Origin of the sequence: Bradyrhizobium sp. AUGA SZCCT0160 (genome assembly GCF_018130105.1) — a bacterium.
Taxonomy (GTDB): domain Bacteria; phylum Pseudomonadota; class Alphaproteobacteria; order Rhizobiales; family Xanthobacteraceae; genus Bradyrhizobium.
The window spans coordinates 78,951-100,769 of the sequence record NZ_JAFCMD010000014.1; the positions used below are offsets into that span (position 1 = coordinate 78,951).

General features: G+C 62.8%; 22 protein-coding genes. 15 read left to right on the top strand and 7 right to left on the bottom strand.

The genetic code is table 11. The features are described from left to right. Positions 1-24: 24 nt before the first annotated feature. Positions 25-876 (top strand): alpha/beta hydrolase, encoded by an 852-nt coding sequence (locus JQ558_RS22140; protein WP_212295069.1) that lies wholly within the window; start codon positions 25-27, stop codon positions 874-876. A 170-nt stretch (positions 877-1,046) separates the two neighbouring features. Here JQ558_RS22140 and JQ558_RS22145 read toward each other — a convergent pair whose 3' ends face one another. Beyond that, positions 1,047-1,823 (bottom strand): SDR family oxidoreductase, encoded by a 777-nt coding sequence (locus tag JQ558_RS22145; protein WP_212295070.1) that lies wholly within the window; start codon positions 1,821-1,823, stop codon positions 1,047-1,049. 191 nt (positions 1,824-2,014) lie between these two features. Between JQ558_RS22145 and JQ558_RS22150 the strand changes: the two genes are divergently transcribed. From JQ558_RS22150 to JQ558_RS22160, 3 genes are all read left to right on the top strand, one after another. Beyond that, a complete protein-coding gene (locus JQ558_RS22150) occupies positions 2,015-3,088 on the top strand; it encodes a tartrate dehydrogenase (RefSeq protein ID WP_212295072.1) in 1,074 nt (357 codons plus the stop codon). Between the two features lie 157 nt (positions 3,089-3,245). Then, positions 3,246-3,407: a hypothetical protein gene (locus JQ558_RS22155; protein ID WP_212273666.1), complete on the top strand. Its 162-nt coding sequence runs from the start codon at positions 3,246-3,248 to the stop codon at positions 3,405-3,407. 25 nt (positions 3,408-3,432) lie between these two features. Then, complete coding sequence (locus JQ558_RS22160; protein WP_212273665.1) at positions 3,433-3,621, top strand: hypothetical protein; 189 nt, start codon at positions 3,433-3,435, stop codon at positions 3,619-3,621. On the opposite strand, the gene JQ558_RS22165 is transcribed toward JQ558_RS22160, so the two are convergent. From JQ558_RS22165 to JQ558_RS22180, 4 genes are all read right to left on the bottom strand, one after another. Then, on the bottom strand, positions 3,588-4,295 hold the full coding sequence (locus JQ558_RS22165) for a topoisomerase DNA-binding C4 zinc finger domain-containing protein (RefSeq protein ID WP_212295074.1): 708 nt from the start codon (positions 4,293-4,295) through the stop codon (positions 3,588-3,590). The two genes, JQ558_RS22160 and JQ558_RS22165, sit on opposite strands and share 34 nt — an antisense overlap. 371 nt (positions 4,296-4,666) lie before the next feature. After that, entirely contained in the window at positions 4,667-5,581 is a 915-nt protein-coding gene (locus JQ558_RS22170; RefSeq protein ID WP_212295076.1) for an NAD(P)-dependent oxidoreductase, read from the bottom strand. Positions 5,582-5,606: 25 nt separating this feature from the next. After that, positions 5,607-6,857, bottom strand: a complete 1,251-nt coding sequence (locus tag JQ558_RS22175; protein WP_212295078.1) for a Zn-dependent hydrolase — start codon at positions 6,855-6,857, stop codon at positions 5,607-5,609. 40 nt (positions 6,858-6,897) lie between these two features. Next, on the bottom strand, positions 6,898-7,815 hold the full coding sequence (locus JQ558_RS22180) for a LysR family transcriptional regulator (protein WP_212210656.1): 918 nt from the start codon (positions 7,813-7,815) through the stop codon (positions 6,898-6,900). Positions 7,816-7,934: 119 nt separating this feature from the next. Between JQ558_RS22180 and JQ558_RS22185 the strand changes: the two genes are divergently transcribed. The 6 genes from JQ558_RS22185 to JQ558_RS22210 all read left to right on the top strand — a co-directional run bounded on the left by JQ558_RS22185 (position 7,935) and on the right by JQ558_RS22210 (position 13,383). Continuing rightward, positions 7,935-8,756 carry a putative hydro-lyase gene (locus JQ558_RS22185; RefSeq protein ID WP_212295080.1) on the top strand — a complete coding sequence of 274 codons (822 nt, stop codon included), beginning with the start codon at positions 7,935-7,937 and terminating at the stop codon, positions 8,754-8,756. A gap of 81 nt (positions 8,757-8,837) precedes the next feature. Continuing rightward, positions 8,838-10,082 (top strand): ABC transporter substrate-binding protein, encoded by a 1,245-nt coding sequence (locus JQ558_RS22190; RefSeq protein WP_212273661.1) that lies wholly within the window; start codon positions 8,838-8,840, stop codon positions 10,080-10,082. Between the two features lie 23 nt (positions 10,083-10,105). Next, the gene (locus JQ558_RS22195; RefSeq protein ID WP_212273660.1) at positions 10,106-10,984 is read left to right on the top strand and encodes a branched-chain amino acid ABC transporter permease; all 879 of its coding nucleotides are present in this window, start codon (positions 10,106-10,108) and stop codon (positions 10,982-10,984) included. Further along, positions 10,984-11,964, top strand: coding sequence for a branched-chain amino acid ABC transporter permease (locus JQ558_RS22200; protein WP_212210664.1), 981 nt, complete (start codon positions 10,984-10,986; stop codon positions 11,962-11,964). The genes JQ558_RS22195 and JQ558_RS22200 overlap by 1 nt, the downstream gene beginning before the upstream one ends. Next, on the top strand, positions 11,961-12,695 hold the full coding sequence (locus JQ558_RS22205) for an ABC transporter ATP-binding protein (RefSeq protein WP_212273659.1): 735 nt from the start codon (positions 11,961-11,963) through the stop codon (positions 12,693-12,695). The genes JQ558_RS22200 and JQ558_RS22205 overlap by 4 nt, the downstream gene beginning before the upstream one ends. Then, positions 12,679-13,383, top strand: a complete 705-nt coding sequence (locus tag JQ558_RS22210) for an ABC transporter ATP-binding protein (protein ID WP_192737287.1) — start codon at positions 12,679-12,681, stop codon at positions 13,381-13,383. Before JQ558_RS22205 ends, JQ558_RS22210 begins: the two co-directional genes overlap by 17 nt. A 203-nt stretch (positions 13,384-13,586) precedes the next feature. On the opposite strand, the gene JQ558_RS22215 is transcribed toward JQ558_RS22210, so the two are convergent. Both JQ558_RS22215 and JQ558_RS22220 read right to left on the bottom strand, forming a co-directional pair. After that, positions 13,587-13,853 carry a hypothetical protein gene (locus JQ558_RS22215; RefSeq protein WP_212210670.1) on the bottom strand — a complete coding sequence of 89 codons (267 nt, stop codon included), beginning with the start codon at positions 13,851-13,853 and terminating at the stop codon, positions 13,587-13,589. 19 nt (positions 13,854-13,872) lie between these two features. After that, entirely contained in the window at positions 13,873-14,529 is a 657-nt protein-coding gene (locus JQ558_RS22220; RefSeq protein ID WP_212273658.1) for an aldolase, read from the bottom strand. A 36-nt stretch (positions 14,530-14,565) separates the two neighbouring features. On the opposite strand from JQ558_RS22220, the gene ltnD reads away from it, so the two are divergent. From ltnD to JQ558_RS22245, 5 genes are all read left to right on the top strand, one after another. After that, positions 14,566-15,558 carry an L-threonate dehydrogenase gene (gene ltnD, locus JQ558_RS22225; protein ID WP_249142582.1) on the top strand — a complete coding sequence of 331 codons (993 nt, stop codon included), beginning with the start codon at positions 14,566-14,568 and terminating at the stop codon, positions 15,556-15,558. A 22-nt stretch (positions 15,559-15,580) separates the two neighbouring features. Continuing rightward, the gene (gene otnI, locus JQ558_RS22230; RefSeq protein WP_212295081.1) at positions 15,581-16,363 is read left to right on the top strand and encodes a 2-oxo-tetronate isomerase; all 783 of its coding nucleotides are present in this window, start codon (positions 15,581-15,583) and stop codon (positions 16,361-16,363) included. Next, positions 16,360-17,637: a 3-oxo-tetronate kinase gene (gene otnK / locus JQ558_RS22235; protein ID WP_212295083.1), complete on the top strand. Its 1,278-nt coding sequence runs from the start codon at positions 16,360-16,362 to the stop codon at positions 17,635-17,637. The genes otnI and otnK overlap by 4 nt, the downstream gene beginning before the upstream one ends. A 189-nt stretch (positions 17,638-17,826) precedes the next feature. Then, positions 17,827-19,518 (top strand): methyl-accepting chemotaxis protein, encoded by a 1,692-nt coding sequence (locus tag JQ558_RS22240; protein ID WP_212295085.1) that lies wholly within the window; start codon positions 17,827-17,829, stop codon positions 19,516-19,518. A 206-nt stretch (positions 19,519-19,724) separates the two neighbouring features. After that, complete coding sequence (locus JQ558_RS22245) at positions 19,725-21,752, top strand: methyl-accepting chemotaxis protein (RefSeq protein ID WP_212295191.1); 2,028 nt, start codon at positions 19,725-19,727, stop codon at positions 21,750-21,752. The last annotated feature ends 67 nt before the right edge of the window (positions 21,753-21,819 follow it).

Consider the following 21,819-nt stretch of genomic DNA (forward strand, 5'->3'; position numbering starts at 1 on the left):
TCGTGGCTGCACTGGAGATTTGGAATGCCGGTATTGTTTTCTGCGCTGGACTGGCGCGCCATGAGCCAGCAAGACCGCGATCTCGGCTTCAATAATGGCGTCGCCGTGCCCGGCAGCGTCGAGCTGGTCGCGGGCTGGGAGCAGCGCTCCGCCGACATGCGCAAGCGCTTCCCCGACCAGCTCGACCTCCGCTATGGCCCGCGCGAGCGCAACCGGATCGATTTCCTGAAAGCCGCCGACAAGGCGCCGACGCTGCTGTTCATCCACGGCGGCTATTGGCAGACCCGCGCCAAGGAGGCCTTTACGGTGTTCGCCGAAGGCCCGATGGCGCATGGCATCAATGTGGCGCTGATCGGCTACACGCTGGCGCCCGATGCGACGCTCGACGAGATCGTCGCCGAAATCCATTCCGGCATCGATTATCTCACCGGGCAATTGCCCGAGCTCGGTGCGGCCTCTGACGACATCGTGGTATCAGGCTGGTCCGCCGGCGGCCATCTCACCTCGATGGCGCTGTCGCATCCGAGGGTGAGGGGCGGGATGGCTATATCAGGCATCTTTGACCTCGAGCCGATCAGGCACAGCTATCTCAACGAGAAACTGAAGGCCGACGAGGCGACGTCGCGCCGCAACTCGCCGATGATGATGGCCGGCGGTCCGCTCAAGCCGCTGTCGCTGGTAGCCGGCAGCGCCGAACTGCCGCTGCTACGCAAACAGACCGCCGACTTCGCCGGCCACCGCGCCAGGCATGGATTGCCGGTGACCTATGAGGAAATTCCCGGCGCTGACCATTTTACGATCATGCACGAGATGCTGTCGCCGACGGGGAGGATCACGACGCTGATAAGGCAGTTGTTTGAAAGGACGGCGGGCTGACGTCATCGTGAGGTGCGAGCCTCTTCGGCGAGCCTCGAAGGATGACAGGAACAGGTGCCCGCTGCCCATCCTTCGAGGCGCGCAAGAGCGCGCACCTACGGGTGAACGCAATTGCGTTCATCCCGGGGATGACGGCGGAGTATCGGGTGGCGTTGACGTGTTGATCGCCTCTACCCCCACCCCGCACTGATCCCGCCGTCCACCGTATAGATCACGCCCGATGTATACCCTGATCGATCCGACGCCAGAAACGCCATCAAGTCGCCGATCTCGCGGGCATGGGCGGGGCGGCCGAGCGGCAGGCCTTTCTGGAATTCCTTGTAGCGGTTCTCGTCGCCGAACTGGTTTTTGGCGCGGGTCTTCAGCAGCGTGACGTGGCGGTCGGTGCCGACGGGGCCGGGGTTGATGCCGACCACGCGGATGTTGTCGGCGAGGCTCTTGCCGCCTAATGCACGCGTGAACGCCATCAAGGCCGCATTGCCCGCGCTGCCGCAGATATAATTCGCGTCGAATTTTTCACCGGCCGCACCGATGTCGTTGACGATGACGCCGTGGCCGCGCGCCTTCATCTGCGCATAAACCGCGCGGGTGAGGTTGATGTAGCCGAACACTTTCAGTTCCCAGGCGTGACGCCAGGTCGCCTCGTCGATCTTGTCGATCGAGCCGCCCGGAATATCGCCGGCATTGTTGACGAGGATGTCGATATCAGACGTATCCTTCACCAGTTTCTCGATGTCGGCCGGGTTGCGCAGGTCGACGACATGCACCGAGGCGTCGATCTGGTGGGCCGAGCGCAGCCGGTCGGCGAGCGTCTTCAATTGCTCGCCGTTGCGGGCGGCCAGCCTGATGTCGCAGCCTTCCTCGGCGAAAGCCTCGGCCGCGGCGGCGCCAATGCCCTTGGAGGCGCCGGTGATCAGGACGCGCTTGCCGCGCAAATGCAGATCCATGGGAATACTCGCTTGCTGGGATGGTATCTCGGGAAGGCCAGCGAAATTGGTAGGCGGTCGGCACGTCGGCGGTCAACATTGCACTGCAGCGTTGCACCCGCGCGCCGTTTGGTCCATTGCAAGGCCATCAACCGGCCGTGTCTGGGGCATGGCACACGACCCAAAGAGCAAGCCACCCAAGGATTTCAAGGATGAGCAAAAAAACCTATCGGATCGCGGTCATTCCCGGCGACGGCATCGGCAAGGAAGTGGTGCCGGAGGGCCTGCGCGTTCTTGAGGCGGCCGCGAAGAAGCACGGCGTGGCCGTGCATTTCGACCATTTCGACTTCGCCTCCTGGGACTATTACGAAAAGCACGGCGAGATGATGCCGGAGGACTGGAAGGCCAAGATCGGCAAGCACGACGCGATCTACTTCGGCGCGGTGGGCTGGCCGGCCAAAATCCCCGATCACATTTCCTTGTGGGGCTCGCTGATCAAGTTCCGCAGGGAGTTCGACCAGTACGTCAATTTGCGCCCGGTGCGCCTGATGCCCGGCGTGCCGTCGCCGCTCGCGAACCGCAAGCCCGGCGATATCGATTTCTGGGTGGTGCGTGAAAACACCGAAGGCGAATATTCTTCCGTCGGCGGACGCATGTTCCCGGATACCGACCGTGAATTCGTCACCCAGCAGACGGTGATGACGCGCGTCGGCGTCGATCGCATTCTCAAATTCGCATTCGATCTTGCAGCGTCACGCCCGAAGCAGCATCTGACCTCGGCGACCAAATCCAACGGCATCTCGATCACGATGCCCTATTGGGACGAGCGCGTGGAGGCGATGGCGAAGAACTATCCCAAGGTGAAGTGGGACAAGTACCACATCGACATCCTTACCGCGAATTTCGTGCTGCATCCGGACTGGTTCGACGTCGTGGTCGGCTCCAATCTGTTCGGCGATATTCTCTCCGATCTCGGTCCGGCCTGCACCGGCACCATCGGCATCGCGCCGTCAGGCAACATCAATCCGGAAGGCAATTTCCCGTCGGTGTTCGAGCCGGTGCACGGCTCGGCGCCCGATATCGCAGGGCAGGGCATCGCCAACCCGATCGGCATGATCTGGTCGGGCGCGATGATGCTGGAGCATCTCGGCGAGAAGGAAGCGGCGGCCTCGATCGTCGGCGCCATCGAGCGCACGCTCGGCGAACGCACGCTACGCACCAGGGATCTCGGCGGCAACGCGGACACGACCGCGTGCGGCAAGGCGGTTGCTGAGATGGTGGACTGATCACGTTTCCCTCTCCCTTTATGGGGAGCCGAGACGAGCGAAGCTCGCTCTTGGGTGGACGCGATGCGCAGCATCGCCGACGGGTGAGAGGTCTGTCTCCGCGGATGCAAACCTCTCATCCGGCGTGGAATTGGTCCACGGACTTGAGCGCGAAGCGATGGAGTTCGCCATCGAGCTGATGCACACATCGAAGGCGTTCCACAGCACGGTCTGCAAGCGCCTTGAAATCATCTCACACGAAGACATCGACACGCAGGGCGACCCGGCCATCGTACCCTTTTGTCGCCACCGCCGTCGCGCAGGCGATGAAGTGGTATGACGCGGAGAAGATGGGAAAATCGAGAATGGCAATCGGCAAAGCGATCACGTTGATGTGCCGCGCGCGCAAGAGCCGCGAGGGCGATCACTTCGCTGCGACCATCGGGCTGCGGTTGCTGTTTGAAGGCTTTACCAGCGTCATCAACAAGACCGCGCCAGCGTCATCGCGGCCCAAACATTTCTATATTGAACGTGAGTACGTACAATTCGGATAGTTTGAGCATCCATAGAACACTCCGAACTTCCCGTTGCGCTTTACCAAACTTCCAACACAGCCTTCCGCTGGACATTTTTCAACAGTTTTCGGTTCTTTTGCGGATAGACGGCGATCAATATATTTCTGACGCTTAAAGGTCCAAGGGTGAACATTATCCTCATACGCCCAAATTCCCCGCTTGTTCCTCTGAGCAACTTCCAAAGCTTCAAAATATATCTCATCAGGCCCGTATCGTTCGAGAACCCAAGCCCAACCATTCAGCAGCATCTCAATCTCAATATTTCCTGTCAGATATAACGAACGATTGCTGACCATAGAAGCCGGATATCGATCACCCAAATATGGAACAGCGACAATCCGCCCATGCCGATCCAGCGATTTGCCTGTATCCATCTTGGTCAGGATATCAATCCAAATTTTTCTCCCTCCGATCAAAGCAGTGAGAAACTCTCTCGCTTCACGACCACCTCTTTGCTCAAGCTCTGGAGCATCGACAAAGCCAAATCGAATTGTGGCTTCGAATTCCGTGTGGTCTTTTGGATTATCCGTCAGTTGACAAAGGGCGATCTTGGTGAGGAACCCATCACCATCAAACACTTTCAATACAGGAACCTCAATTGCAGTCGGTGAAGCTACGTCTTCGAAAAACGCAAGTTGATCAGGATCATTCATGACCGGGCTTTTGCTTCGCGAGAGCCGCGCAAGGCGCGCTGGCTACTAACTTAGAATATCCCAATCGCATCGTGATTGTCAGCGCGTGCCAAACCGTTGCGATTGCAAGCCATCGTCAGGCGATCAGGCACCGCCTGCGCATGGCAAGAGGGGGCGTCAGCCGTCAAGGGAAAGGCCGCACTAAGCCCGCCAGTGCGCCGGGGACCACAGGCAGGGCCGAGCGAGGCGGCCACGTGCCATCGGCTACCGGGACCGCTGCGGCAAGGAACCTCGTACAAGGGACACTATACGGACACCGATTTCCGTTTTGCCCGCTATCTCAATCGGTTACACAGGGTCCATATTCCCACAAGGGGAGACGAAGAAGGCGCCTACTTCCCCTTCGCGATCCGCCGGCAGTGCTCCAGCGCCGCCCCGATCAGATTCTCGCTGGCCTCCGGCGTGCGGAAGGCCGAATGCGCCGACAGCGTGACGTTGGGCAGCTTGGTCAAGGGATGATCCGCCGGCAGCGGTTCGATGTTGAAGACGTCGAGGCCGGCATGACGGATCTGGCCTGATTTCAGGGCCTCGATCATCGCTTCCTCGTCGACGATGGCGCCGCGCGCAGTGTTGACGAGGATCACGCCGGGCTTCATCGCCTCGATGCAGGCGGCCGAGACCAGCCCGCGGGTCTCGTCGTTGAGCAGCAGGTGAATCGAGATCACGTCACTCTCGGTCAAGAGCTCATCGAGTTCGACGAACTCGACCTTCGGATGCTTCTTGGGCGACCGGTTCCAGGCGATCACGCGCATGCCGCTGCCGAGCGCGATCCGCGCGACTTCGGCGGCGATACCGCCGAAGCCGATCAGCCCCAGCGTCTTGCCGGTCAGTTGCATGGCGTCATCGCGCAGCCAGTTGCCGGCGCGGATCCCGCGATCCATGCTGGCGAGGCCGCGCGCGCCTTCCCACATCAGCGCGATGGCGCATTCGGCAACGGCGGTATCGCCATAGCCTTTGATCAGGTGCACTTCTATGCCGAGCTGGCTAAGCTCTTCCGGGTTCATGTAGCTGCGCGCGCCGGTGCCGAGGAACACCACGTGCTTCAACCCGGTACACTTCTTCGCAATCTCGGTCGGCAGCGCGGTGTGGTCGACGACAGCGATTTCGGCGCCATCGAGGATCTTTGGATATTGCTCCGAGGTGATGTCGGGATCCCGGTGGATAAGCACCTCGGGATCACCGGGCTTTTGCAGCCGCTCGAAGATCACGGCCAGGGATTCATTGGCATCGACAAAAACACCGCGCACGGCAGTCCCTCCGGTTTTGATTATTTTATGACGCCACGCCGGCAAGCGCCAGCACGGTATGCATCAGGACGTTGGCGCCGGCGGTGCAATCGGCCTGCGTGGCGTCTTCCAGTTCGTTGTGGCTGATACCGTCCTTGCAGGGCACGAACACCATCGCCGCCGGCATCACGGTGTTGAGGTTGCAGGCGTCGTGGCCGGCGCCGGAGGTGATGCGGCGATGCGAGTAGCCGAGCGCCGTGGCGGCGTTTTCGACCGCGTCGACCAGCTTCGGATCGAAATGGGTCGGCGGCTTGCGCCAGACCAGATCGAGCTTGACGTCGACCTTGCGGCGGGCCGCGATCTCCGCAATCGCCGCGCGCAAATCCCTGTCCAGCGCGTCCATGATCGCGGCGTCCGCGCTGCGGCAATCCATCGTAAAGGCGATTTCACCGGGAATGACGTTGCGCGAGGGATTGGCGATCACGGCCTCGCCGATGGTGCCGACCGCCTTCGGGCCGTGTTTTTTTGCGGTTGCTTCCATCGCCAGCACGATTTCCGACAGCGTCGCCAGTGCGTCGCGTCGCAGCGGCATCGGCGTCGAACCGGCATGACTTTCGAACCCGGTGATCTTGCCGTCGTACCAGAGCACGCCCTGGCCGGAATCGACCACGCCGATAGTCTTGTTCTCGGCTTCGAGGATCGGGCCTTGCTCGATATGCAGTTCGACGAAGCTGGAGAATTTCTGGCGGCCCACCGGGCTCTCGCCGCGATAGCCGATGCTGTCCAGCGCCTGCGCCACCGTCACGCCCTCGGCATCCTTGCGCGACAGAATGTCGTCGGTGGTGAAATCACCGACATAGGCGGCGGACGCCATCATCGCCGGCGCAAAACGCGAGCCTTCTTCATTGGTCCAGTTGCAGATGCAGATCGGCGTCTCGGTCTCGATCCCGGCATCGTTGAGGGTGCGAACCATCTCCAACGCAGCGAGCGTGCCGAGTATGCCGTCGAACTTTCCGCCGGTGGGCTGGGTATCGAGATGGGAACCGACCCCGATCGGCGCCTTCGACATGTCGCGCCCCTTGCGCAGGCCGAACATCGAGCCGAGCGCGTCGACGTGAACCTCGAGGCCAGCGGATTCGCAGGCTTTCCGGAACCAGTCGCGGACCAGCTTGTCCTCAGGTCCCAGCGTCAGTCGCCGCACGCCGCCTTTCGGCGTTGCACCGAATTTGGCGGTTTTATGAATGGTGTCCCACAGCCGGGCGGAATCGATTTGCAGGTTGGATGCGATCTTGGTCATTGAGCCATTCCGGTCTTGATTGATGCTCACCCGATCCGCTTCAATGACGCGCCTGCAGCGGCGCGTCAACAACGACGCCGCCCTGCGCGAGCGAGGCCGCCAATTCAGCCACCCGTTCGACCGCGACCGTGTCGGGGGAGGTCAGCCAGCTCGCCGAAAACGTCAATAGCGGCATCTGCAGGTTGGTCGACAGCAAGTGCAGCCTTCCATCGGCGATTTCGTTTTCGACAATCGCCGTCGGAACGACGGCAATGCCGAGGCCTTCGATCGCCATATGCTTGACCGTACCCAGCGAGGCGCTGGCGTGCAGGCGCATCGGCGGCAGGTCGGGCCGGTTGAACAGCGAACGGACGATTTCGTAAGGCGGCGTCTTGCGTGGAAAGGTGATGATGGGAAATTTGGCGAGGTCATGCACCGTCAGCCGCTCCTTGCCCAGCCCGAGCGAAGGACTGGCAAGAAATCCGACCGAATAGTCGCACAGCACCCGGTTGCTGATGGTCGGCCCCGTCACCGGCCCGAGCAGGAACGCGAGTTCGATCTCCTGCGCCAGCAGCCGGTTGCGCAAATTCGAGGTGATGTCGACCTCGATCTCGAGCGAAAGGTTGGGGTAGGTGTGATTGACGCGCTTGATCAGCTGCGTGAGGAACGTGTGCACGATGGTCTCGGCGACGCCGAGCCGGAGCACGCCGCGCATCGCCGAATGGTCGCCGACAACCGCCAGCATTTCCGAGCGTAGTCCGATCAGTTTCTCGGCATAGACCATCAATTGCCGGCCGTTCGGTGTCGGCATCACCATGCGGCGCTCGCGCTGTAACAATCTGACGCCCACCTCCCGTTCGAGCTGGGCGATCCGCTGCGAGATGGCGGGTTGCGTGGTGTTGAGCTTCTGCGCGGCACCACGGAAGCTCCCGAGCGTTACCACCCACATGAAGGTCTCAATTGCCTTGAAATCAACCATGCACCCTCTGCCCGCAGATTGATAAACTGGATTTATCCATCTTGATTAAAAATCACGATTAGACATTATCATAGCCATATGCGGGAGTGGATGTCGACCTGATTGGAGCTGTTGCAACGATGACCAGCTTGGCAAGAACGGAACGACCCGGTCTCGATACGGCGAATTTATCGCCCAGCGTCGCCGCCCGGCATGCCTGCCGTACCGGTATGGCCGCCACCACGGCCGGCGTCGCCAACGGCTTCGTGCAGGGCAATCTGGTGATCCTGCCGGAAAAGCTGGCGGCGTCGTTTCACCGGTTCTGCCAGCTCAATCCCAAACCGTGCCCGATCATCGGCATGTCCGATGTCGGTGATTTCAGAATTCCCTCGCTCGGCCTCGATCTCGACATCCGCACCGACCTGCCGCGCTACCGCGTCTGGCGCGACGGCGAAGTGGTGGAAGAGCCGACCGACATTACCGCGCATTGGCGCGACGACCTGGTGGCGTTCGTGATCGGCTGCTCCTATTCATTCGAGGAAGCGCTGCTGGCGGACGGCCTGCCGATCCGCCACATCGAGCGCAAGCTGCGCGTTCCGATGTACCGCACCAACATCGCCTGCGGCGCGGCGGGTCCGTTCGCGGGCCCGATGGTGGTGTCGATGCGGCCATTCAAACCGGCGGATGCGATCCGCGCCGTGCAGATCACCTCGCGCTTTCCTTCGGTGCACGGTGCGCCGGTTCATCTCGGTCATCCGCATGCGATCGGGATTGCCGACATCAACAAGCCCGACTACGGCGATGCGGTGCCGGTCGGGGACGACGAGATTCCGGTGTTCTGGGCCTGCGGTGTGACGCCGCAATCGGTGATCGCGGCCGCCAGGCTGCCGTTTGCGATCACGCACGCGCCCGGATTGATGCTGGTGACCGATCTGCAGAACAAGGCGCTTGCCGTGCTTTGATGCAGATGGTGCCGATCATTGAGGCTTTACCGTAACCGCTAACCGCTTCATCGATGTCAGCCGTTCAAAAGGGGATTTGCAATGACGATCACGCGCCGCAATGTATTGCTTGGAGCCACCGCTGCCGCCGCTCTCGCGCCGATCGCGGCCCGCGCGCAAACGTCCGAAGTGGTGATCGGCGTCACTTACCCGATGTCCGGCGCCAACGCGCAGATCGGCGTCGACGCGCAGCACGCCTATGTGACCGCCACCGACATCATCAACAACAAGCATGATTTCGAGCTGCCGCTGGCAAAGGATGCCGGACTGCCTGGCCTCGGCGGCGCCAAGATCCGCCTCGTGTTCGCCGACCATCAGGGCGATCCCCAGAAGGGCCGCGCCGAAGCCGAGCGCCTGATCACGCAGGAGAAAGTCTGCGCCATCATCGGTAGCTACCAGAGCTCGGTGGCGGTCACCATCAGCCAGATCTGCGAGCGCTATCAGACCCCGTTTGTCTCGGCTGACAACTCGTCGCCGAGCCTGCATACCCGTGGCCTGAAATTCTTCTTCCGCGCCGCGCCCCATGATGAAATGTTCACCAAGGCGATGTTCGACTTCTACGAGGCCATGAAGAAGAAGGGTACCAAGATCGAGACGCTGGCCCTGTTCCACGAGGACACGATCTTCGGAACCGACTCCGCGAACGCACAGATCAAGCTTGCCAAGGAGCTCGGCTACAAGATCGTTGCTGACATCAAGTACCGTTCCAATTCGCCGTCGCTGTCGGCGGAGGTCCAGCAGCTCAAGTCGGCGAATGCCGACGTGCTGATGCCCTCGAGCTACACCACCGACGGTATCATGCTGGTCAAGACCATGGCCGAACTCGGCTACAAGCCGAAGGCGATCGTGGCGCAGGCCGCGGGCTTTTCCGAGAAGGCGCTGTACGACGCGGTCGGCGACAAGCTCGAGGGCGTCATTACCCGCGGCAGCTTCTCGCTGGATCTCGCCGTCAAGCGGCCGATGGTCGGCAAGATCAACGATTTGTTCAAGGCGAAGTCGGGCAAGGATCTGAACGACAACACCTCGCGCGAATTCATGGGCCTGATCGTGCTCGCGGACGCCATCAATCGCGCCAAGTCGACCGACGGTGAAAAGATCCGCGCGGCGCTGGCCGCGACCGAAATCCCGGGCGAGCAGACCATCATGCCATGGAAGCGCGTGAAGTTCGACGAAATGGGCCAGAACAACGACGCCGATCCGGTGCTGCTGCAGTATATCGGCGGCAAGTTCGTCACCATCTCCCCGCCGCAAGGCGCGGTCGCCGAGGCCGTCTGGCCGATGAAGTAACGGGCGGACACGGGGGCGGGGACATGACAGCCGAGACCATTATCCAGAGTCTGGCGAGCGGCCTTTTGATGGGGCTGCTCTACGGGCTGATTGCGGTCGGCCTCGCGCTGATCTTCGGCCTGATGGACGTCGTGAATTTCGCCCACGGCGAATTCCTGATGATCGCGATGTACGCGTCGTTCTTCCTGTTTGCGTTCTTTGCGATCGATCCATTGTTGGCGGCGCCGCTGGTCGCGGCGGCGTTGTTCGCCTTTGGCGCCGTGGTCTATCTCCTGATCGTACGCTTCGCGGTCAGGGCCAAGGCCAACGCCGGCATGGTGCAGATCTTCTCCACCTTCGGGCTTGCGATCGTGATGCGCGGCGTGGCGCAGTTCTTCTTCACGCCGGATTACCGCAGCGTCACCCATTCCTGGTTCGGCGGCAAAACCGTCTCGATCGGCGGCATCTTCCTGCCGCAGCCGCAACTGATCGGCGCGGCGGTGGCGATGCTGGCCTTTGGCGGGCTCTATTACTTTATTCACCGCACCGATTTTGGCCGCGCGCTCGAAGCCACCCGCGAGGATGCCGGCGCCGTGGCGCTGGTCGGTATCGACAAGAACCGCGTGTTCGCGCTGGGCTGGGGGCTCGGTGCGGCGATGGTGGGTCTCGCCGGCGCCATCATGTCGATCTTCTTCTACATTTATCCCGACGTCGGTGCGTCGTTTGCGCTGATTGCCTACGTCACGGTGGCGCTGGGCGGCTTCGGCAGCGTGTTTGGCGCCTTTGCCGGCGGCATCATCGTCGGCCTGGTTGAAGCCACCACCGCACTGATCCTGCCGCCGTCACTGAAGTCGGTCGGCATCTATGCGGTTTATCTCCTGGTCGTGTTCGTGCGGCCGCGCGGTCTGTTCGGGTCGATGTGATGGATACGGATTTCGCAAAACGCCGCCGCCGCGACCTGATCCTCGCATTCTGCCTCGCCGCCATCGCCGCGATCGTACCGCTGTTCGTCAAGGACTCCTACGTCCAGAACATCATGGTGCTGACGCTGATGTGGGCGGCGCTGTCGCAAAGCTGGAATATCCTCTCCGGCTATTGCGGACAGATCTCGCTCGGCCACGCGCTGTATTTCGGGATTGGCGCCTATACCACGACGCTGCTGTTCACCAAGTTCGGCGTCCTGCCGTGGTTCGGTATGCTCGGCGGCGGCCTGATATCGGCTGTCATCGCGATGGGCCTGGGCTATCCCTGCTTCCGCCTGCGCGGGCATTATTTCGCGATCGCCACCATCGTCATTGCCGAGATCGGGCTCTTGCTGTTCCACAACTGGGATTGGGCGGGCGCGGCACTGGGCATCGAGATTCCCGTGCGCGGCGACAGCTGGCTCAAATTCCAGTTCGCGCGCAGCAAGCTGCCGTATTTCTACTTTGCGCTGGCGCTGGCCTGCGTCGCCTGGTTCGTCACCTGGTGGCTGGAGGATTCCAAATGGGGCTATTGGTGGCGCGCGGTGAAGGACAATCCGGACGCCGCTGAAAGCCTTGGGGTCGTCGTGTTCAATTCCAAGATGGGCGCAGCCGCGGTATCGGCGTTTCTGGTCGCGGTCGGCGGCAGCTTCTATGCGCAGTTCGTCTCCTATATCGATCCCGAGAGCATCATGGGCTTTCACATCTCGCTGCTGATGGCGCTGCCCGCGGTGCTGGGAGGCATCGGTACGCTGTGGGGGCCGATGCTGGGGGCCGTCATCCTGATTCCGCTCACGGAATTGACGCGGTCCTACGCCGGCGGCTCCGGCCGCGGTGTTGACCTGATCGTCTATGGCGGCCTGATCATCGCGATCTCGCTGGCGCGGCCGCAGGGGCTGGTCGGTCTGTTCTCGCCCGCGCGCAAGGAGGCGAAGCAATGAGCACGCCCTTGCTGGAAACGCGCGGGGTCTGGCAGCGCTTCGGCGGTCTCGTCGCCAACAGTGACGTCTCGATTTCGGTCGGGCGCGGCGAAATCGTCGGCTTGATCGGGCCGAACGGCGCCGGCAAATCGACGCTGTTCAATCTGATCGCAGGCGTGCTGCCGCCCACCCAAGGCTCGATCTGGTTCGACGGCGAAGACGTCACCGCGCTCCCCGCAGCCGAGCGCTGCGTGCGCGGCGTCGCCCGGACCTTTCAGGTCGTGAAAAGCTTCGAGACCATGACCGTGATCGACAACGTCATTGTCGGCGCGCTGGTTAGAAACACCGTGATGCGCGTGGCGCGGCGCAAAGCCCATGAGGTGCTGGATTTTTGCGGCCTGGCCGGACGCGCCAATGTGCTCGCCAGCGATCTGGTCCCGTCGGAAAAACGCCGCCTCGAGGTGGCGCGCGCGCTGGCAACCGAACCGAAACTGCTGCTGCTCGACGAATGCCTGACCGGCCTGACCCCGCTCGAGGCCCAGACCGGCGTCGAACTGGTACGCAAGGTGCGCGACACCGGCGTTACCATTCTGATGGTCGAGCACGTCATGGAAATCGTGATGCCGCTGGTCGACCGCGCCATCGTGCTCGATCTCGGCAAGGTGCTGGTCGAGGGCAAGCCCGCCGACGTCGTTCGCGATCCGAAAGTCATCACCGCCTATCTGGGGGATCGTCATGCTGTCGGTGCATGAAGTCACCACCGCCTATCAGGGGCTGGTCGCGATCTCGGCGGTCACGATCGAGGTCGCCAAGGGCGAGGTCGTCTGCGTCGCCGGCGCCAACGGGGCCGGCAAGTCGACGCTTTTGAAATCGATCGCCGGCGCCGAGCGTCCGCGTTCCGGTACCGTCACCTTCGACGGCGAGCGGATCGACGGCCTGGCGCAGCATGTCATCACCTCGCGCGGCATCGCCTATGTGCCGGAAAACCGCCGGCTGTTTCCGCGGCTCTCGGTGCGCGACAATCTGCGGCTCGGCAGTTACCTCTATCGCGGCGAAGCGGACCGCGAAGCGCCGCTGGATTTGGTGTTCAAGCTGTTCCCTCGGCTGTCGGAGCGGCTGGATCAGCGCGCCGAAACGCTGTCCGGCGGTGAGCAGCAGATGCTGGCGATCGGCCGCGCGCTGATGACGCGGCCGCGGCTGTTGATGCTCGATGAGCCCTCGCAAGGCATCATGCCGAAACTGGTCGATGAAATCTTCCAGGCCGTGAAGCGCATCCGCGACACCGGGATGACCGTCTTGATCGTCGAACAGCGCATGGCCGAGTGCCTCGAAATCGCCGACCGCGCCTACATCCTGCAAACCGGCCGCGTGCTGATGCAGGGCAGCGCCGCGGAGATCCGGACCAATCCGGACGTAAGGAAGGCGTATCTGGGGCTTTAGGCCGGGATCGTCATCAAGCCGTCATTGCGAGGAGCGTAGCGACGAAGCAATCCATAGTTGCTTCGCCGCCCGATGGATTGCTTCGCTGCGCTCGCAATGACGAGGTAGTGGAGTTTGTAGGGTGGATTAGCCGAAGGCGTAATCCACCGTTCGCTCTCGACGAAAGAGGTGGGTTACGGCTTCGCCTAACCCACCCTACGGACCTACCGGATAACCTCGACCTTCGCCGCCATATCAGGCGCGCGGCCGACGCGGTAGTTCGCATTGCTGCACCTGAGAACCCACACTTCGCGGTCTGGCTTCGAGCGCTTGGCGTCCTTTTTCGCGCCGAGTGCCTTGTCGCAGGAAAAACCCTGCGTGCGGATCTGGGCGGCCAGCATGCTTTGCACGGTCTCTTGGGCCTGCGCGGTCGATCCAGTCCAACCGCTCAAGAACAGAACTCCGAAGGCGAAACCGATGTATTTGAACATGTGCGTCCTCCGCAAAAGATCAGTGATTGTGGTCCGGCAGCGTCAATCCAAACGTTTTAGTCAGATCCGCCACCTGTTCCGGCGACAGATATCGCGGATTGAGTCCGCGCAGGAGCAGATACAGTTTCGCCGTCTCTTCCAGTTCCTCGATCGCGAACACGGCCGCTTCCAGCGTGTCGCCTGAAACCACCGGGCCGTGGTTGGCGAGCAGCACGGATGAATACTTTCCGGCGAGCCCCTTGATCGCGTCCGCCACCGCGGGATCGCCGGGCCGGAAATACGGCACCAATGCGGTGTGGCCGCATTTCATCAGGTAATAGGGCGTCATCGGCGGTAATGCGGCGCGGGGATCGATCTCCGGCAGCATCGACAGCGCCACCGAATGGGTCGAGTGCAGGTGCACCACGGCGCGCGCAGCGCTGCGGGTTTGATAGAGGGCGGTGTGCAGCGGCACTTCCTTGGTCGGGGCGTCGCCGGACACCAGCTTGCCGTCGGGCCCTAACCGCGACATCCTGTTGGGATCGAGCGAGCCGAGCGAGGCGTTGGTCGGGGTCACCAGCCAGCCGCCATCGTCGAGTCTGACGCTGATATTGCCCGAGGAGCCCGGCGTCAGCCCGCGCTCGAACAGCGAGCGGCCGAGACGGCAGATTTCCTCGCGAATTCTGGTTTGGCTCATGGATAAAACCCTGTTCCTCCGGTCTTTTCTCACGCTTTGGCAGCGCGGCCAAGCCGTGATACCCAGAGGCAAAGCCGCAAGGGTCAGACTCCAAGAGCACAAGGAAACGCCACAATGCCAGAATCCGCAAAACCGCGCGCCGCCGTCATCGGGCTGGGCTCGATGGGCTTTGGCATGGCCACCTCGCTGCGCCGCGCCGGGTTCGAGGTGACTGGGTGCGATGTCTCGGCCGAGTCCGTCGCGCGCTTCGTGGCCGATGGCGGCCACGGTGCCAAGACCCCGGCGGAAGCCGCCAAGGCAGCCGATATCGTCGTCAGCGTCGTCGTCAATGCCGCCCAAACCGAAACCATCCTGTTTGGCGCTGACGGTGTCGCCGAAACCCTGGCCAAGGGCGCGGTGTTCATCTCCTCCGCCACCATGGACCCCGATGTAGCCCGGCGGCTGGCCAAACAGCTGGAGGCGACGGGACGGCTTTATCTCGATGCCCCGATCTCCGGCGGCGCGCAGCGCGCGGCGCAGGGCGAACTCACCGTCCTGGCCTCGGGCAGTGCGGCCGCGTTCGCCAAGGCACGCCCGGCGCTGGATGCGATGGCGGCAAAACTTTATGAACTTGGCGATGCCGCCGGGCAGGGCGCCGCGTTCAAGATGATCAACCAGCTATTGGCCGGCGTGCACATCGCCGCAGCTTCCGAAGCGATCACGTTTGCCGCCAAGCAGGGCCTCGACATCAAAAAGGTCTATGAAGTGATCACAGCCTCCGCCGGCAATTCCTGGATGTTCGAGAACCGGATGCCGCATGTGCTCGATGGCGATTACGCGCCGCGCAGCGCGGTGGAGATTTTCGTCAAAGACCTCGGCATCATCCAGGACATGGCTCGATCAGCGAAATTCCCTGTGCCGGTCGCCGCCGCGGCGTTGCAGATGTTCCTGATGACGGCGGCCTCCGGCATGGGCCGCGACGACGACGCCTCGGTGGCGCGGATGTATGCCCGCGTCACCGGCACGCATCTGCCGGGCGAGCCGAAGTAATTAAGCAGGAAGAGGACAGCACATGCCCCGCTTTGCCGCCAATCTCACCATGATGTTCAACGAGGTCCCGTTCCTCGATCGCTTCGACGCCGCCGCGAAAGCCGGCTTCACCGCCGTGGAATTCCTGTTTCCCTACGAGTACCCGGCCGACGAGGTAGGCTCGCGGCTCAAGGGCGCCGGGTTGACGCAGGCGCTGTTCAACCTGCCGCCGGGCGACTGGAACGCCGGCGAAAAGGGATTCGCGGCGCTGCCGGAACGTTTTGAAGATCTCAAGAAGAGCCTGCAGACCGCGCTACCCTATGCGCAGGCGACCGGCGTCAAGCGGCTGCATCTGATGGCGGGGATTGCCGACCGCGGCGACCGCAAGGCGGTGGAAGCGTTCTATAAGTCAGTAGCGTGGGCGGCCGAGTTCTTCGCGCCACATGGCCTCGACGTGGTGATCGAGCCGATCAATTCGCGCAACGTGCCGGGTTACTTCCTCAACGACTTCCTGTTCGCGCGCGATCTGATCACCGAGTTGAAGATTCCCAACCTGAAACTGCAGTTCGACATCTACCACTGCCAGATCATCCATGGCGACGTCACCATGCGGCTGCGCGAGTTGATGCCGATAACAGGCCATATCCAGATCGCCAGCATCCCCTCGCGCAACGAACCCGACGGCGAGGAGCTGAACTATCCGTTCCTGTTCGCTGAGCTCGACCGGCTTGGCTATGGCGGCTTTGTCGGCTGCGAATACAACCCGCGCGGCAACACCACCGACGGCCTCGGCTGGTTCAAACCCTACGCCGGAGCAAAATCGTGAAACTGTCTTTGGGCTGCATCGCCGACGACTACACCGGAGCCTCCGACCTCGCCAACACCCTGACGCGCTGCGGCCTGCGCACGGTGCAGACCATCGGCGTGCCCGCAGGCGATCTCGCGCTGCCGGAAGTCGACGCGGTCGTGGTGTCGCTCAAAAGCCGCTCGATCGAGGCGGGCTTGGCCGTCACCAGATCGCGGTCAGCAGAAAAATGGCTGCGCGGCCGTGGCGCTGATCATGTGCTGTTCAAGATCTGCTCGACCTTCGATTCCACCGACGCCGGCAATATCGGTCCCGTGATGGATGCGCTGTGCGCTGACTCCGGCGATGCCATCGTGCTGGTGACGCCGGCGTTTCCGGAAACCGGCCGCACCGTCTATCAGGGCAATCTGTTCGTCGGCGCCGTGCCGCTGAACGAAAGCCCGCTGAAGGATCATCCGCTCAACCCGATGCATGATTCCAATCTGGTGCGGGTGCTGGCGCGCCAGAGCCAGACGAAAGTCGGACTGGTCGACCTTGCGACGCTCGCGCGCGGGGAAGCTTCCGTCCGCGCGCGTCTTGCCGATCTCGCCGGCAAAGGCATTGGCGCGGCCGTCATCGACGCGGTGTTCGACCGCGATCTGGAAACCATCGGCAACGTCGCGCTGGATCATCGACTGTCGGTCGGCGCCTCCGGCATCGGGCTCGGCCTCGCGCGGGCGTTGGTCGCTTCCGGCAAGGTCAGATCCAACGTGGCAGAGGCGAACGCCGATGCGCCGGTCGGCGGACCGGCGGCGTGCCTGGCCGGCAGCTGTTCGCAGGCAACCTTGCTGCAGATTGCCAATGCCGAAAAGGCGATGCCGGTTCTGCATCTCGATCCCGACCGCGTCGTCGCGGGTCCCGACGAAGCGCGACGTGCGTTGGCGTGGGCAAAGGAGCGAATCGGTGACGGCCCGCTGCTGATCGCGAGCAGCTCGACGCCGGATCAAGTTGCAGCCCTGCAATCCCGGCATGGCCGCGATGCAGCTGGACATGCCATCGAGCAGGCGATGGCCGACATCGCAAACGGATTGGTGCAGTCCGGCGTGCGCCGGTTGGTCGTCGCAGGTGGTGAAACTTCAGGCGCCGTGGTCGATCGGCTGGGGATTCCCGGCTTCCTCGTCGGCGCGGAAATCGCTGCAGGCGTGCCGGTTCTGCGCGCGGTGGGCGCGAAAGACGGCGAGATGCTGCTTGCACTTAAATCGGGCAATTTCGGCGGCGCCGAATTCTTTTCCGACGCACTCAAGCTGATGCGCTGATCGTCCTACGCCATTCATTTCTCAAAGACTTCTGTCGCGTACCGTATTTTTACGGTGCGCCAAATTAACACAACCTGAGAACGAATAAGATTCTGCTGCGTGCAAGGCGTCCTTCCGCCCGAATGACTCACCGCCTCCTCGTCGCAATCGGCGCGTCTCCCGCGCCCAAAACCAAGAGATTCCAAACCAATGCTCGCGAAGTACTCGATCCGCGCCAAAATCATCACCGTCGTCGCCTTCCTGCTGGTCGCGATGACGGGCATGGGCCTGCTGGCCGTCCGCAACATGCGGGCCATCAACGCCAGCACCGTCGACATCGCGACCAGCTGGATGCCGAGCGTCCGGGTGCTGGGTGACCTGCGCGCCGGCGTCATTACCTACCGCAATGTGATCCGCGAGCACATGCTGGTCGGAACGCTGGAAGGAAAGCTGGCGCAGGAAAAGACCCTGGCGAGCGTGGTCGAGAGCAACACCAAGATCCGTGCCCTCTACGAGCCCATGATCACCTCTCCGGAGGAGCGTGCGCTGTACAAGGAATGGTCCGATCTCTGGGACAAGTACAAGGCGGGTACGCAGGAAGTGATGGCGCTGTCGCGCGCGGCCGCCGGCAAATTTCCAGCAGAGGCGCATGAATTGAACTCCAAGACCGTCAACAAGATCGGGCTCGAGGCCGACGCCGTCCTGCGCAAGGACATCGACCTCAACAACGCCGGTGCCGACAAGGCGGCCCAGGATGCGGCTGGCAGCTACGCGTCCGCCTTCATGATGCTGGCCGTGATCCTCGGCGTCTCCGTCATCATCGGTATTGCCGTCAGTATCTATCTGGTTCGCGACGTCTCAACCGGCATCGCTTCCATCGTCACCCCGATGCAGGCGCTGGGCAACGGCGACCTCAGCGCGGAAGTTCCGCATCAGGCTGAGAAGACCGAAATCGGCGCCATGGCAGACACCTTGCAGGTGTTCAAGCAGGCGCTGATCGCGAAGAAAGCCGCCGACGAGGCCGCGGCCCTCGACGCCGAAGCCAAGATCGAGCGCGGCCGTCGGGTCGACGGCATCACCCGCAATTTCGAATCTGTCATCGGCGAGATCGTTCAGACCGTGTCCGCAGCTTCGACGCAGCTCGAAGCCTCGGCCGGCACACTGTCGGCGACCGCCGAGCGTTCACAGTCGCTGACGACAGCGGTGGCTGCGGCCTCCGAGGAAGCTTCCACCAACGTGCAGTCGGTGGCGTCGGCGACCGAAGAACTGTCGTCATCGGTCAACGAGATCAGCCGCCAGGTGCAGGAATCGGCGCGCATGGCGACCGACGCTGTCGGCCAGGCCCGCGTCACCAACGACCGGGTCAGCGAATTGTCGAAGGCGGCGAGCCGGATCGGCGACGTCGTCGAATTGATCAACACCATCGCAGGCCAGACCAATTTGCTGGCGCTCAATGCCACCATCGAGGCGGCGCGCGCCGGCGAAGCCGGCCGCGGCTTCGCCGTCGTGGCGTCGGAAGTGAAGGCGCTGGCCGAGCAGACCGCGAAGGCGACCGGCGAGATCGGCCAGCAGATATCGGGCATCCAGGCCGCGACCCAGGAGTCGGTCAACGCAATCCAGGAAATCAGCGGCACAATCGAGCGGCTGTCGGAGATCTCCTCGACCATCGCCGCCGCGGTGGAAGAGCAGGGTGCCGCGACACAGGAAATCTCGCGCAACGTGCAGCAGGCGGCGCAAGGCACCCAGCAGGTCTCCTCTAACATCACCGACGTGCAGCGCGGCGCGAGCGAAACCGGCTCGGCCTCCTCGCAGGTGTTGTCGGCGGCGCGGTCGCTGTCCGGCGACAGCAACCGCCTCAAGCTCGAAGTCGGCAAGTTCCTGGATTCGGTCCGGGCAGCCTGACGCCCGGCCGATCACCGGCGAAGAGCCCGGCTCCCAACAGAGCCGGGCTTTTGCGTTCTGCAACCCAGCAGCGAAATCCGATTGGGCTGCTCGGTACTCGCTACTGAGCTAAAATTAACCAGTGTTCTTTACAAGAGCACCATCTTTACGGCGCGCGCGCTGTTCGCCGACAGCGCGTTTGGGGAAATTTGGGGTTCGCTGACATGATCAAGCTCAATCGCATCGGGTATAAACTGGGCCTGGCTGGCGCCGTCGGCATATTGCTGGCGGGCGGCATGGTGGCCAACCAGATGATGTCGGAACGGGCGATCGAGGCGGCAAACAGCCGCGCCGACCGCTCGCAGCGGGTCATCGACGCCGCGATATCAGCTAACCTGAACGGACGGCAGATCGAGCTTGCCGCGCGCAACATCCGCCTGGCGACGAAGGCCGCGGACGTCGAAAGGAACGCGGCGGACCTCAGTCGGTTGAAGGCCACTCAAGCCAAGGCGTTGGATGACGCGCTGGCGATTGCGGCGCTGCCGGATACCAAGCAGCGCCTGGAGAAAATCAGGTCGCTGATGAACTCCTACACGACCGGCGTCGATGAGCTGGCTAAGACGCAGCTCAATCTTCTCGCGGTGATCGACAAGCGCTCGGCGATTTCGGCTGAATGGACCAAGGCGATCGAGACCCAATTGGCGTCACCCGCGCTGGCCAAGCTCGACAACAAGCTCGAAATCGAAAAGCTGCTGCATATGGCCGACGCCAAGGTCAACACGCTGCGGGCCATGGTGTGGCGGCTGGGCGCCACCGGCGATGTCAGCCTGATCGCCCAGATCGCCAAGACCCAGGCGGCGCTCAAGGCCAATTTCAACCTGTTGCGGGGTGAGGCCGATGACCGCGATCTGCTGGTCGTGGTCAGCTCGCTGGATTCGATCGTCAAGCGCTTCCTGGCCGCCAATGACGAAGCGGTCAAGACCGAGGAATTGAAGGTAGACATCGTCGTCAACCGCTCCGTCAAATTTGCCCAGGAGGCGGGCACGCAGATGGACAGCTTGGTCGACGTGGCGCGAAAGGACTACGCCACATCGAAGGAGGAAGCCGCCGCCGAGACCGAGCGAGCCAGCATGGTCAGCCTCGCCATGGGTATCGTGGTGATTATCGCGCTGTTCGCATCGATGGTGTTTTCCTTCCTCGGGATCTCCCGCCCGATGATGCGCCTGAACGGTGCGCTTGGGGAGATGGCCGGCGGCAACCTCGACGTCGTGATCCCCGGCGCCAGGCGCGGCGACGAAATCGGCGACCTCGCCAAGACGGTCACGATCATCAGGGAGAATGCCGAGCAGAAGGCCCGCGACGAAGCCGAAGCCAAGATCAAGCAGGACCAGATCGCCGCCCGGCAGCGCAAGGACGACATGATCAAGCTCGCCGATACGTTCGAGACGGCGGTCGGCGAGATCGTCGAGACCGTGTCGTCGGCCTCGACCGAACTGGAAGCCTCCGCCGGCACGCTGACGTCGAACGCCGAGCGCGCCCAGGAACTGACCACGATGGTGGCGGCGGCCTCGGAGGAAGCCTCCACCAACGTGCAGTCGGTGGCATCAGCGACCGAAGAGTTGTCCTCCTCGGTCAATGAGATCAGCCGTCAGGTGCAGGAATCGGCGCGAATGGCCACGGCGGCCGTCGACCAGGCCCGCACCACCAACGACCGCGTCAGCCAATTGTCGAAGGCGGCGAGCCGGATCGGCGATGTCGTCGAACTGATCAACACCATCGCCGAGCAGACCAATCTCCTGGCGCTGAACGCCACCATCGAAGCGGCGCGCGCCGGCGATGCCGGCCGTGGCTTCGCGGTTGTGGCGTCGGAAGTGAAGGCGCTGGCCGAGCAGACCTCCAAGGCCACCGGCGAGATCGGCCAGCAGATATCAGGCATCCAGGCGGCGACCCAGGACTCCGTGAACGCGATCAAGGAAATCAGCGGCACCATCGAAAAGCTGTCGGAGATCTCCTCGACCATTGCCGCCGCCGTGGAAGAGCAGGGCGCCGCGACGCAGGAAATCTCCCGCAACGTGCAGCAGGCCGCTCACGGCACACAGCAAGTGTCCTCCAACATCACCGACGTGCAGCGCGGCGCCTCCGAGACCGGCTCCGCCTCCACGCAGGTTCTCTCCGCCGCGCAATCGCTGTCGGGTGACAGCAACCGTCTCAAGCAAGAGGTCGGCAAGTTCCTCGACTCGGTGCGCGCGGCCTGACAAAGACAGGATGACAATACGAAAGCCCGGCGCCGGAAGGGGCCGGGCTTTTCGCATTTGGTTGACC

Excerpts from the sequence above, each read along its gene's own strand:
- JQ558_RS22140 (WP_212295069.1), top strand. The coding sequence starts at position 25 with ATGCCGGTATTGTTTTCTGCGCTGGACTGGCGCGCCATGAGCCAGCAA.
- JQ558_RS22145 (WP_212295070.1), bottom strand. The coding sequence starts at position 1,823 with ATGGATCTGCATTTGCGCGGCAAGCGCGTCCTGATCACCGGCGCCTCC.
- JQ558_RS22150 (WP_212295072.1), top strand. The coding sequence starts at position 2,015 with ATGAGCAAAAAAACCTATCGGATCGCGGTCATTCCCGGCGACGGCATC.
- JQ558_RS22155 (WP_212273666.1), top strand. The coding sequence starts at position 3,246 with ATGGAGTTCGCCATCGAGCTGATGCACACATCGAAGGCGTTCCACAGC.
- JQ558_RS22160 (WP_212273665.1), top strand. The coding sequence starts at position 3,433 with ATGGCAATCGGCAAAGCGATCACGTTGATGTGCCGCGCGCGCAAGAGC.
- JQ558_RS22165 (WP_212295074.1), bottom strand. The coding sequence starts at position 4,295 with ATGAATGATCCTGATCAACTTGCGTTTTTCGAAGACGTAGCTTCACCG.
- JQ558_RS22175 (WP_212295078.1), bottom strand. The coding sequence starts at position 6,857 with ATGACCAAGATCGCATCCAACCTGCAAATCGATTCCGCCCGGCTGTGG.
- JQ558_RS22180 (WP_212210656.1), bottom strand. The coding sequence starts at position 7,815 with ATGGTTGATTTCAAGGCAATTGAGACCTTCATGTGGGTGGTAACGCTC.
- JQ558_RS22185 (WP_212295080.1), top strand. The coding sequence starts at position 7,935 with ATGACCAGCTTGGCAAGAACGGAACGACCCGGTCTCGATACGGCGAAT.
- JQ558_RS22190 (WP_212273661.1), top strand. The coding sequence starts at position 8,838 with ATGACGATCACGCGCCGCAATGTATTGCTTGGAGCCACCGCTGCCGCC.
- JQ558_RS22195 (WP_212273660.1), top strand. The coding sequence starts at position 10,106 with ATGACAGCCGAGACCATTATCCAGAGTCTGGCGAGCGGCCTTTTGATG.
- JQ558_RS22200 (WP_212210664.1), top strand. The coding sequence starts at position 10,984 with ATGGATACGGATTTCGCAAAACGCCGCCGCCGCGACCTGATCCTCGCA.
- JQ558_RS22205 (WP_212273659.1), top strand. The coding sequence starts at position 11,961 with ATGAGCACGCCCTTGCTGGAAACGCGCGGGGTCTGGCAGCGCTTCGGC.
- JQ558_RS22210 (WP_192737287.1), top strand. The coding sequence starts at position 12,679 with ATGCTGTCGGTGCATGAAGTCACCACCGCCTATCAGGGGCTGGTCGCG.
- JQ558_RS22215 (WP_212210670.1), bottom strand. The coding sequence starts at position 13,853 with ATGTTCAAATACATCGGTTTCGCCTTCGGAGTTCTGTTCTTGAGCGGT.
- JQ558_RS22220 (WP_212273658.1), bottom strand. The coding sequence starts at position 14,529 with ATGAGCCAAACCAGAATTCGCGAGGAAATCTGCCGTCTCGGCCGCTCG.
- otnI (WP_212295081.1), top strand. The coding sequence starts at position 15,581 with ATGCCCCGCTTTGCCGCCAATCTCACCATGATGTTCAACGAGGTCCCG.
- JQ558_RS22240 (WP_212295085.1), top strand. The coding sequence starts at position 17,827 with ATGCTCGCGAAGTACTCGATCCGCGCCAAAATCATCACCGTCGTCGCC.